10 protein-coding genes and 1 pseudogene are annotated in these 11,359 nt (G+C 70.9%); 4 read left to right on the top strand and 7 right to left on the bottom strand.

Annotation, left to right across the window (positions count from 1 at the left end):
• Positions 1–68: 68 nt before the first annotated feature.
• A complete protein-coding gene (locus tag D471_RS0104060; RefSeq protein ID WP_017597446.1) occupies positions 69–698 on the bottom strand; it encodes a TetR/AcrR family transcriptional regulator in 630 nt (209 codons plus the stop codon).
• 173 nt (positions 699–871) lie between these two features.
• On the opposite strand from D471_RS0104060, the gene D471_RS0104055 reads away from it, so the two are divergent.
• Together D471_RS0104055 and D471_RS0104050 are read left to right on the top strand one after the other, a co-directional pair.
• Positions 872–1,855 carry a catalase gene (locus tag D471_RS0104055; protein ID WP_017597445.1) on the top strand — a complete coding sequence of 328 codons (984 nt, stop codon included), beginning with the start codon at positions 872–874 and terminating at the stop codon, positions 1,853–1,855.
• A gap of 55 nt (positions 1,856–1,910) precedes the next feature.
• On the top strand, positions 1,911–2,810 hold the full coding sequence (locus D471_RS0104050; protein WP_241479563.1) for a S1 RNA-binding domain-containing protein: 900 nt from the start codon (positions 1,911–1,913) through the stop codon (positions 2,808–2,810).
• A gap of 15 nt (positions 2,811–2,825) precedes the next feature.
• Here D471_RS0104050 and D471_RS0104045 read toward each other — a convergent pair whose 3' ends face one another.
• Positions 2,826–4,361, bottom strand: coding sequence for a PucR family transcriptional regulator (locus D471_RS0104045; RefSeq protein ID WP_017597443.1), 1,536 nt, complete (start codon positions 4,359–4,361; stop codon positions 2,826–2,828).
• A 178-nt stretch (positions 4,362–4,539) separates the two neighbouring features.
• On the opposite strand from D471_RS0104045, the gene D471_RS0104040 reads away from it, so the two are divergent.
• Positions 4,540–5,022 carry a GreA/GreB family elongation factor gene (locus D471_RS0104040; protein ID WP_017597442.1) on the top strand — a complete coding sequence of 161 codons (483 nt, stop codon included), beginning with the start codon at positions 4,540–4,542 and terminating at the stop codon, positions 5,020–5,022.
• Positions 5,023–5,140: 118 nt separating this feature from the next.
• On the opposite strand, the gene D471_RS0104035 is transcribed toward D471_RS0104040, so the two are convergent.
• From D471_RS0104035 to D471_RS0104015, 5 genes and pseudogenes are all read right to left on the bottom strand, one after another.
• Complete coding sequence (locus tag D471_RS0104035; RefSeq protein WP_017597441.1) at positions 5,141–6,286, bottom strand: FKBP-type peptidyl-prolyl cis-trans isomerase; 1,146 nt, start codon at positions 6,284–6,286, stop codon at positions 5,141–5,143.
• Between the two features lie 139 nt (positions 6,287–6,425).
• Positions 6,426–7,756 (bottom strand): annotated as a pseudogene (gene pafA, locus D471_RS32920) (Pup--protein ligase).
• Positions 7,757–7,867: 111 nt separating this feature from the next.
• Positions 7,868–8,665 (bottom strand): proteasome subunit alpha, encoded by a 798-nt coding sequence (prcA, locus tag D471_RS0104025; RefSeq protein WP_017597440.1) that lies wholly within the window; start codon positions 8,663–8,665, stop codon positions 7,868–7,870.
• 55 nt (positions 8,666–8,720) lie between these two features.
• Complete coding sequence (prcB, locus tag D471_RS0104020) at positions 8,721–9,563, bottom strand: proteasome subunit beta (RefSeq protein ID WP_017597439.1); 843 nt, start codon at positions 9,561–9,563, stop codon at positions 8,721–8,723.
• Between the two features lie 168 nt (positions 9,564–9,731).
• A complete protein-coding gene (locus tag D471_RS0104015; RefSeq protein WP_017597438.1) occupies positions 9,732–9,935 on the bottom strand; it encodes a ubiquitin-like protein Pup in 204 nt (67 codons plus the stop codon).
• Positions 9,936–10,563: 628 nt separating this feature from the next.
• Between D471_RS0104015 and D471_RS0104010 the strand changes: the two genes are divergently transcribed.
• Positions 10,564–11,359 (top strand): S1 family peptidase (locus tag D471_RS0104010; protein ID WP_017597437.1); only part of this gene is annotated, 796 nt, incomplete at its 3' end.

Here is an 11,359-nt window from a genome sequence, read left to right as displayed (position 1 = left end):
GGGCGACGGGCGGGCGTGTCTGCGCCGAAGGCGTCGATTGAGGGTGGCCCGCCCGCGAGAACGCCGGATCAGCCGAGGGACTGGTCGACCAGCGCGGGGACTCCCCCCGCGAAGAGGGTGGCGGCGCGGCGCGCGAGCTGCTCGGGCGACCAGTGGGCGTCGTCCTCCAGCAACAGCCGCGCTCCGGTCTCAGCCGTTCCCACGGCCAGCGTCGCGACCAGCGGCGCGGTCCCGGGGTCCAGCCAGGAGGTGAGAACGCCGGCGAGACGGCCGGTGACGTCCGTCCTGGCCCGTCCCACACCGCTGATCCGGTCGGGCAGGGCGTTGGGGCCGTAGATGAGCCGGTAGCTGTCCGGCGCGCCGGTGACCGCGGAGTAGTAGGCCTCCAGGAAGCGGTGGACCGCTCCGGCCGGGTCACGGCCGGGCCGAGCCGCCTCCAGAGCGGCGTCCAGTTCACGGGCCAGACGCCCCCGCTCCCGTAGGCACAGCGCCTCCAGCAGGCCGTCGCGGTTGTCGAAGCAGCGGTACACCACGGTCTTGGCCACGCCCGCCCGCACGGCCACGGAGTCCATGGACACCGCGGCGCCTTCCAGGAGCAGTTGCCGCGCGGCGTCCAGCACCAGTTCGCGGCGGGTGGCCAGGGGCAGGTGGGGCGCTCGTCCGCGCCGTGCGGACGCCTGTCCCGCGCGGGTCTCCATGCCCGTACACCCCCTTCGTCCTCCGGTCAGCGTACCGACCGCCGACGGCGCGACCGTCCACGCGACGGCCCGCGGACGGATGTGAGACTCCTCGCTTCTCCCCGCAATGTTTGTACTCTCTCGTACAAACATTGTACGTTCTCGTACAAACACCGATCAGACGGAGAACCACGATGAACGAGCCGCAGAACCGTACCGGCGACAACCGCGACCGCGTCGACCGGGCCATGCGCGCCATGGAGGAGCACACCGGCACCGTGCCCGGTTACCGGCGGGCCCACCCCCGCGGGATCGGCCTGCGCGGCCACTTCACCGCGGACCCCGCGATCGCCGCGCTCACCACCGCCGAGCACCTCCAGGGCGACCCCGTCGAAACCGTCGTGCGGCTGTCGAACGCCTCCGGGAGCCCGTACGCGCCGGACCGTCACTCCGCCGAGCGCGGCGGAGTCCTGGGGCTGGCCGTGCGCTTCGCCCTGCCCTCGGGCGGCTTCAGCACCTGGGGCGCGCCGAACATCCCGGCCTTCCCCGCGGCGACGCCCGAGGAGTTCATCGAGATCACCAACGCGCAGCGCCGCAGCCCCCGCACCGGCCGCCCGAGCATCCTGCGACTGCTCCGGTACGTGGCGCGTCACCGCAACTCGCTGCCCGGCCTGAAGGGGATCGCGGGGTTGCCCGCGGCACGCAGTTTCGCGACCACCCGGTTCAACGGGCTGCACGCCTACCACCTCGTCGACGCCGAGGGCACGCGGCGCCCCTTCCGCTACCACTGGGCCCCCGACGCCGGGGTCGAGACGTTCGACGCCCGGGACCATGCCGTACTGCCCCCGCAGTACCTGATCAGTGAGATCCGGCAGCGCTTGGCCGAGGGGCCGGTGAGTTGGTCCCTGTTCCTGCAGATGGCCGAGGAGGGGGACCCACTCGACGACGTCACCCGCGCGTGGCCGAAGGAGCGCCGCCTGGTCCGCGCGGGCCGCCTGGTCGTGGACCGGGTGCACGAGGACCAGGAGTTCGTCGAGGGCCTCGTGTTCGATCCGACCAACGTGCCCGCGGGGGTCGAACCGTCCGGCGACCCGATCCTGCACTTCCGCTCCAGCGTCTACGGTGAGTCGCACCGCCGCCGGACGAGTGAGGCCAAGCCGTCCGTCAAGGCCGAGTGACCGCGGTCCCGGGAGAGGGGTGACGCGGGGCCCGCGTCATGGAATGGTGGGCTCCGTGAACGAGCCGACGGACCGCAAGGACGCGCACGAACCACTGAGCGGCCTCCGTGAGAGGCTGAGCGCCGAGAGCCAACCGACAGATCCCCCGGTCACGACCGGCCCCCTGGCCGATGTCCGGATCGGGCAGGTTCTGTCTGGAACCGTCACGGAGGTCTCCAGGGCCCACGGGGCCGTCGTCCGCCTCGACGGCCTCCCCCCGGGCGCGACGGCCGAGATCCGGCGCCACGACTGGTCCTGGCGGGACTTCTCCGAGAACGCGGTTCGCGTCGGACGACGCGTCAGCGCCAGGGTGGTCGACATCGACCCGGACCGGGGTCGGATCCGCCTCTCCCTCGCCGCCACCGAGAACCCCGAACTCTGGGCCTTCCTGACCTCCCTGAACCCAGGCGAGGTCCTCTCCGGCACCGTGGCGAGCGTCGAGCGGTTCGGTGTGTTCGTCGACCTCGACGAGGGGCCGGCGCACCCGGTCTTCCCGGGTGTGGGCTTCGTCCGGATCCCCGACCTGACCTGGCGACGGTTCGATGAACTGTCCGAGGTCGCCGAGGCCGGACAGCGGGTCACCGGGGTGTTGCTCGACGCGGACACCCGCAACGGCGAGGCGGTCATCTCGCTCAGGGCGCTGGTCCCGGACCCCTTCCAGGAGTTCGCCGACACCGTCCCCGAGGGGACGACCGTGGCCGGGAGGGTCACCAAACTCGCACCCATCGGAGCCTTCGTACGCGTCGCGGACGGCGTCGAGGGCTTGGTCCCCCTCGACCAACCCACCCACCCTCCCGTCCGGACACCCGACGAGGCGGTCCGGGTGGGAGACCCGGTCACCGTCACCATCACCCGGATCGAACGCGACCGCCGCCGACTCCTCCTGTCCCGTGGGCGGACGGGGTCCGGCGGGTAGACGCGAGGGGACCGCTCAGGCCTCGTCGACCAGGGCGGCCAGGGCGACGGTCATCGCCACCCGCGCGGCCGGATCGTCCAGACCCAGGTCGCAGACCCCGCGCATCCGGCGCATCCGGTAGCGCACGGTGTTGGGGTGCAGCTCCAGGCGTTCGGCGGCCACCCCCAGATCCCCGTGGGCGTACAGCCAGGCCCGCAGGGTGCGCGCGTACTCCGTGCCGTGCTCGGCGTCGTGGCGCACCAACCGCACCACCGGATTGCGGGCGGGCGACCGGCCCGCCTCAGCCGCCGTGCGCAGACGGCGCAGCAGGATCGCGTCCCAGGCATGGTCGTAGACCACCGGGCCGGGCCCGCCGCCCGGCCACAGGGCCAGACACTCGTCGGCCTCCTGTCTGCTGACGGGCACACCGGCGGCGTCGGCCGCACCGCCCACCCCCGCCACGACCTCCAGGCGCCCGGGCAGTCCGCGCAGGACACCACGCACCCAGGCCAGCGCCGGGGCGGGGTCCTCCCCGCAGGGCAGCACCGTGTACACCGTGGTGCCGAACAGGGTGCTGCGCCCCGGGCGCGACCACCCGAAACCCGTCGTGACGTGCTCGAACACGTGCAGGATGGCGGCGTCACTCTCCTCTGCGGCCCGAGTTTGGAGGGCCACCACCCTCAGCTCCGGGGAGAGCAGGCCGATCCGGCCGGCCACGGACACCGCGTCGGAAGCCCCCTCCAGCAGCTCGATGACCGACTCCGACTCCACCTGCCGTTCCAGGTCGCTGCTGACCCTGGCGCGGAGCATGTGCAGGCCGACCGTGTGCGCGCCCTCGTTGAGCGCGCGTACGCGGTCGGCGTCCAGGGGATCGTCGCTGACCACCCACAGGGAGCCGAGGAGCTCACGGCCGACCCGGACCGGAACGGCGGTGCGCCCGCCCATCCCGTACTCGGGCAGGGCGGCGACGTGGAGGGGGCCGTTGACGGTGGCCAGCCGAGCGAACACACCATCGCGTTCGAGCCGTTCACCGAGGGGTCGCGGCACCCGCCGGCTGACGAGGGTGTCGCGACGGGCCCGGTCCGTCCCGCCTTGGGCCTCGGAGTAGGCGACCACGCGCGAGGCACGGTCCTCGATGGTGACGGGGCCGCCGACCGCCGCCGCGATGGTGTCGGCGAGGGCGAACAGGTCGCTGGGGCCCCGCCCGGATTCGGTCTCGCGGCCCTCCAACACCAGGCCGTAGACGATGCCGGAGATCTGACTCCAGGAGACGGCGGGGTCGACGACCACCAGGGCGATCCCCCGCTCACGCAGCGTGGCCAGCCCCTCGGGGTCCGGTTCGATGTCTCCCCTGACCAGGACGACCGTGGCGCGGGCCCGCCCGCCGAGACCCACGGCCTCCTCCGCCGAGCCCACGCCCACCGCGAGGAAGGCGTCACCCGGGGGCGGGACGTCGTCGGTGGGATCGTGCACGGCGACGCTGCGCAGTTCGCTCTCGCGCAGCGACTCAGGCCCGACGAACCGGGCGCCGTAGCCGCCGAGGACGTTGACGAGCCGGTCGAGGTTGATCACGCCCGCTCCCCTCTTGCTGTCGGATCACGACAAAGATCTCACGCCATATTGTCTGAACAGGACAATCATGGGTGGTCTCCGTACGGCCAGACTCCTGGTGAGCAGTGATGCCGCCGAACACGGACCGCAAGCCGTGTCGCGGCCCTTGAGTGCTGTGCCCTGAAAGGACCATCGACCGATGCCGAAGACCGCCCACGATTGGATGCCCTTGGAGGCCTACGAGCGACTCCGGGAGGAGTTGCGGGTGCTGACCTCGGCCCCCGAGGAGACCCCCGGTGAGGACGGAGGCGCGCTGGAGACGGTCCCCGCGCCGCGCTACATCGACGACCCGGCCGTGCGCCAGGCCCGCGTGCACAAGATCGAGCGGCTGCTGCGCGAGGCCGTGGTGGGCCGGAGCACCGCCGACGACGGGGTGGCCGAGCCCGGGAAGGTGCTCACGATCCGCTACGACGGCGAGGGGGAGTCGGAGACCTTCCTCCTGGGAGTGCGGGACGCGTCGGTGTCGAACCGGTTGACCGTCTACTCCCCCGAGTCTCCCCTGGGCGCGGCCTTGGTGGGGGCCCGACAGGGCGAACGGCGCACGTTCGCCTCCCCGCACGGAGCGACCATCGGCGTGACCCTGGTGCGCGCGGCGCCCTACGGGAGCCAAACGCGAGGCTGACCCCGGCGCCGACGCCACCCGCACCGCGGGCGGGCGGAGTCCGGCACATACGAAGCGGGGAGCCCCCGCGCGGATCCGCGCGGGGGCTCCCGGACACGACGGCCGAGGCTCGGCCCGTCTACTCCTCGCTGTCGGAGGGCTCCTCCGACGGCTCGTCCTCGGGAGACGCCTCCTCCTCAGGCGAGGCCTCCTCCTCGGAGCCCTCCTCGCCCTCGGCCGACCCCTCGTCCTCGGTCTCCTCCGCGGGCGGCGGGTTGTCGTAGGCGCCCAGCAGGTCCACCACGAACACCAGCGTTCCGGCGGGGCCGCCGCCGGCCTCCTCCGCGGTCTCCCCGTAGGCCAGGTCCCCGGGGATCACCAGCAGCAGACGACTGCCCACGCGCTCGCCGACCATGCCCTCGACCCAGCCCTCGATGAGGCTGCCCTCGGCGAGGGTCGCGTCGAAGGGCTCGCCGGCCCGGCTCCACGTGGAGTCGAAGGGCTCGTGGGTGCCGTCCTCCTCCGCCTCCCAGCGGATGCCGGTGTACTGGACGACGACCTGCTGCCCCTCCTCGACCTCGGGGCCCGTCCCCTCGATGAGGTGCTCGACCGTCAGCTCCTCGGGCGGGTCGGTGTCGGGGATCTCGATCACCGGCGCGCTCACCTCGTCCTGCGTGACCGTCGGCAGGCCGTCACCGCCGTCGGTGGTCTGCTCACCGGGGACGAGCGACCCGTTGCCGAACCGCTCCATCACGTCCAGCACCAGCACGCTGGCGCCCTCGGGGGTCTCCTGCCCCGCCGCCTCGGCCTGCGCCGCCTCCTCCTCGGACAGCGGCGGGAACACGTACACGACCCGGCTGCCGACGGACTGGTTGACCAGCGAGTCGGTGATGTACTCGGGCATCTGGTTCATCCGGATGAGGTCGGGCGCACCGGTCTCGTAGCTGGACTGGCCCTCCACCAGCTCGCCCTCGCCCGGAGCGGTCCACTGGTACTGGACCACGTTGGCGACGAGGAGGTCGTCGGCGCGCACCAGCTCGTCCTCGCCCGAGCCCGTGGCGACCACCCCGGAGATCTCCTCGTCCGGGAGCCCGACGTCGGGGAAGGTGATCTCGGGCTCCTCCCCGACCTCCCCGGTGACGTCCGGGATCCGGGGGTCGAGCTGCTCCTCGCCCATCCGGAGGAAGGCGGGCGTGCGCCACTCCTCGGGGATGGATCCGCAGCTGGAGACCGCCAGGGTGAGGGCGGTCAGTGGCACCGCGAGGGCGGCAGCACGTCGGTGCATGGGTCACAACCTCTGGTTTCGGGCTCAGGACAGGGTCACACTACCGAATGGTCGGCGTGCGGCCATCCCCGAGAACCCGGCCGGGCGCCGCGGCCCCGTCCGGAGTCACCCCGACCTCCCCGGGCGGAAGCCGCGACGCTCACATCCCGGCGATGAGCTTCTCCACCCGTTCGTCGACGGACTTGAACGGGTCCTTGCACAGAACGGTGCGCTGTGCCTGGTCGTTGAGCTTCAGGTGCACCCAGTCGACGGTGAAGTCACGTCGCTGCTCCTGGGCACGGCGGATGAACTCACCGCGCAACCGGGCCCGCGTCGTCTGCGGCGGCACCGACTTGGCCTCGAAGATCTTCAGATCCCCCACCACCCGATCCATCTGCCCGCGGTTCTGCATCAGGTAGAACAGTCCGCGGTCGCGGTGGATGTCGTGGTAGGTCAGGTCCAGCTGGGCCACACGCGGCGAGGACAGCGACAGGTCGTGCTTGTCCCTGTAGCGCTCCAGCAGCAGGTACTTGGCGACCCAGTCGATCTCCCGCGACACCAGCTCCAGGTTCTGCGTCTCGACCGCCTCGATCGTGCGCTGCCACAGCTCCAGCACCCGCTTACCCACGGCGTCGGTCCCGTGCCGGTCGACGTACCCCTGCACCTTCTCCAGGTACTCGCGCTGGATCTCCAGCGCACTGGCCTCGCGCCCGTTGGCCAGCCGCACCTTGCGCCGACCGGTCATGTCGTGGCTGACCTCCCGGATCGCCCGGATCGGGTTCTCCAGGGTGTAGTCGCGCATCACCACCCCGGCCTCGATCATCCGCAGCACCAGGTCGGTCGAGCCCAGCTTCAGCAGCGTGGTGGTCTCGCTCATGTTGGAGTCGCCGACGATGACGTGCAGTCTGCGGAAGCGTTCGGCGTCGGCGTGCGGCTCGTCCCGGGTGTTGATGATCGGGCGCGAGCGCGTGGTCGCCGAGGACACGCCCTCCCAGATGTGTTCGGCGCGCTGACTGACGCAGAACAGGGCGCCGCGCGGGGTCTGCAGGACCTTGCCCGCCCCGCAGATGATCTGCCGGGTGACGAGGAAGGGGATCAGCACGTCGGCCAGCCGGCCNNNNCGTGGCAGCCGTAGGAGTTGCCCGCCGAGTCGGTGTTGTTCTTGAACAGGTAGATGTCCCCTGCGATGCCCTCCTCGTGCAGGCGCTGTTCGGCGTCGACCTGCAACCCCTCCAGGATGCGCTCGCCCGCCTTGTCGTGGGCCACCAGGTCCGCGAGGCTGTCGCACTCGGGAGTCGCGTACTCGGGGTGACTACCCACGTCCAGGTACAGCCGGGCGCCGTTGCGCAGGAACACGTTGCTGCTGCGCCCCCACGAGACCACCCTTCGGAACAGGTACCGGGCGACCTCGTCGGGCGACAGTCGGCGCTGCCCCCGGAAGGTGCACGTGACTCCGTACTCGTTCTCCAGACCGAAGATCCGTCGTTCCACGCGGCCTCACCAACTTCCCGTCACCGGGGTGCGGACGACGGGGCCGCGCCGTCCACACCCACCCGGCCGGTGCGGCGCGTCCGGCGCGCCGCACCGCGATCGTCTCTCAGGTCACTCGTCGGCCTGGTCCCCGCTGGAGTCACCGTCACTGTTCGAGCCGCCACCCGACGCCCCCGCCGCTCCGGAGGAGGCGCCCGCGGCCCCGTCGCCGCCCGCCCGGCCCTCCTCCAGGAGGGCGGTCAGGCGTCGGCCGTGGACGCGCCGGAACTTCCGGTGCTGGCGGGCCCGCTCCAGGACCGCCACCTCGAGGTTGCCCGCCTCCAGTTCGCGTTCCTCGCCGTTCTCCCGGGCCAGGGCGCGCGTGGCCGTGTGCAGGGCCGCGCTGAGCGGCGCGTCGGCGACGAACCGCTCCTTGAGCACCGTGGCGACGTTCTCGGAGGAGCCGCCCACCGCGACGAACCCGCGCTCGTCGACGATCGAACCGTCGAAGGTGATGCGGTAGATCTCGTCCTCGGCGGCGGTGTCACCGACCTCGGCCACGACGATCTCCACCTCCCACGGCTTGAGGCTCTCGCTGAACACGGTGCCCAGGGTCTGGGCGTAGATGTTGGCGAGCTGGCGCCCGCTGACGTCGCGGCGGTCGTACTGGTAGCCGCGTACGTCCGCGAACCGCACGCCCATCAGGCGCAGGTTCTCGAACTCCGGGTAGCGGCCGACCGCCGCGAAACCGATGCGGTCGTAGAGTTCGCTGATCTTGTGCAGGGTGCGCGACATGTTGTCCGCGACCATGAGGATCCCGCCCTCGTACTGCAGGACGACGGCGCTGCGGCCGCGCGCGATGCCCTTGCGCGCGTAGTCCGCCTTGTCCTTCATCTGCTGTTCGGGGGCGACGTAGAACGGCATCGACACCGCGGATCGTTCCTTACCTAGTCGTGAGAGGTCGTGGTGGGGTCGTCAGGCCGGATCAGCGCAATGTCACGGTCGGACCGTCGGGGTGGGCGGCCCGGCCCTCGACCACCTCCGTCGCCAGGGCGGCGACGTCGTCGGTGGGGACTCGGCGGTGTCCGTCCTCGGTGATGACGTCGACGAGGGGGAAGATCTTGCGGTGCAGGTCGGGTCCGCCGGTGGCGGAGTCGTCGTCGGCGGCGTCGTAGAGGGCCTCCAGGGCCACCTTGATCGTGCCGGTCTCGTCCAGGTCGTCCTTGTAGAGCTTCTTGATCGACCCGCGGGCGTAGACCGACCCCGAACCGATGGAGTGGTGGCGGTGCTCCTCGTAGCGGCCGCCCACCGCGTCGTAGCTGAACACGCGCCCGGTGCCCGTGTTCTCGTCGTAGCCGACCAGCAGGGGGACGACGACGAAACCCTGCATGGCCATGCCCAGGTTGCCCCGCACCATCTGCGCGAGCTTGTTCGCCTTACCCTCGAGGGAGAGGACCCGGCCCTCCATCTTCTCGTAGTGCTCCAGTTCCACCTGGTAGAGGCGGGCCAACTCGATCCCGATGCCGGCGGACCCGGCGATGGCGACCGCGGAGAACTCATCCGTGCGGAACAGCTTCTCCATGTCCCGGTTGGCGATGACATTGCCCTGGGTGGCCCGCCGGTCACCGGCCAACACCACGCCCCCGGGGAAGGTCAGGGCGACGATGGTCGTCGCGTCGGGCGTGAGGTGCTCGGTCCCCTCACCTGAGGGCAGGTGGTGTCCGGGCAACAGCTCAGGGCTGACCGATCGGACGAACTCGGTGAAGGACGAGGTTCCCGCACTCATGAACGCGGCGGGCAACCGTCCGCCCTCGAACCCTTCGAACACGCGACTCCCTCCACTGGCGTCCCACCCCGTCGTGGGGGCGGGTGGGACGACTGGTCTCTCGTTGTCGGTGGCCGGACAGTGTCCCCGGCCGATGGAATCGACCCTAGTCGTGCGCGCGGCGGCGCTGGCGGCGCCCGAGTGCGCTGTCAGCGAACCGCCGCGGGACGCCTACTGGCCGCCCTTTTGCACGAACTGCCGAACGAAGTCCTCGGCGTTGCTCTCCAGCACGTCGTCGATCTCGTCGAGAATGTCGTCGACCTCCTCGTCCAGCTGGTCCTTCTTGTCCTGGACGTCCGTTGTGGCCTCGGTCTCCTCGACCTCGGCCTCGCGGCGCGATGCGTGCTTCTGGCCGCCGGTGTCCTTCGTCGCCATGGCTGGCTACCTCCCGTTCGGGGCTCTCGCCCTTATCTTGGCCCAACGACGAGCGGCTCAACCCCCTTCCCGATGCCCGATACTCGCTAGTTACCTCGGATCGTCCCCCGTGCCCGGGCACGGACCGGCCCGCCGCCCGCGGAAGCCTCACTACCACCCCGGGACAGGCGCACCGACCGCATTCCCCCAGAACCCTCCTGGACACGGCTCACCACGGACACCGTCGGACACAAGACACCTCCCCCACCTCGCGTGTTGCGTCCGCGTGACGTCAGGATGACGAACGACCCAAGGATGATTTGGCCGAATCCGGCCAAAAAACTCCTCTTGCACCAACAGGACGATCACCCCGCGCAACCGTGGAAACGCGGAAAGCCAAGGTCGCACGCATGGCGACTACGCGTAGCCACGACCATTCAGATGGTCATCGGCTCATCCCACATGGCCTTGAATGGTTTCACGGCAAGAGGGTCTTTTCTTCGCCAATTTGCCCACTTATCGTGTGAAATCGTTTACTGAGTGTCTCGGTGAACGACAGGGCGGCGAACCCCCTTCGCCCCCTGTTCGGGGCGGCCCTCCCCACGGATCGCCCCTTCCCCCGTCCATCCCCCCAGGAGAGTAGGGATCAATGCGACCCTCCCCCGTTATCTCCGCCCTAGGAACCGGCGCCCTCGCCTTCGGACTGGTCATCACCATGGCCCCGGGCGTGAACGCCGGAACCGTACCCACCCCCCAGGCCCCCGTCCCCGACGACGAGGCCACCACCATGCTCGAAGCCATGGAGAGGGATCTCGACCTCACCCCGTTCGAGGCCGAGGAACTCTTCGAGGCACAGGAAGAGGCCATCGACCTCGACGAGGAGGCCACCGAAGCGGCCGGTGCGGCCTACGGCGGTTCGCTCTTCGACACCGAAACCCACGAACTCACCGTCCTGGTGACCGACGTCGACGCGGTCGAGGCCGTGGAGGCCACCGGAGCCGCCGCCGAGGTCGTCTCCCACGGCTCCGACGGTCTGGCCGACATCGTCGAGGACCTCAACGCCACCGACGCCGGCAGCGAGGTCGTGGGCTGGTACCCCGACGTCACCAGCGACAGCGTGGTCGTCGAGGTGGTCGAGGGCTCCGACGTCGACGTCGACTCCATCGTCGAGGGCACGGGCGTCGACCCGGCGGTCATCGAGGTCCAGGAGGTCTCCGAACAGCCTCAGACCTACGCCAACATCATCGGCGGCCTGGCCTACTACATGAGCTCGGGCGGCCGCTGCTCGGTCGGCTTCCCCGCCACCAACAGCTCCGGCCAGCCGGGCTTCGTCACGGCGGGCCACTGCGGCACCGTCGGCACCGGCGTCACCATCGGCAACGGCCGCGGCACCTTCGAGCGCTCCGTGTTCCCCGGCAACGACGCCGCCTTCGTCCGAGGCACGT

This window comes from Nocardiopsis lucentensis DSM 44048 (genome assembly GCF_000341125.1).
In the GTDB taxonomy this organism is placed as follows: Bacteria; Actinomycetota; Actinomycetes; order Streptosporangiales; family Streptosporangiaceae; genus Nocardiopsis; species Nocardiopsis lucentensis.
Note: the sequence above shows the minus strand (reverse complement) of the source record. Positions and strands in the feature narration are given on the sequence as shown.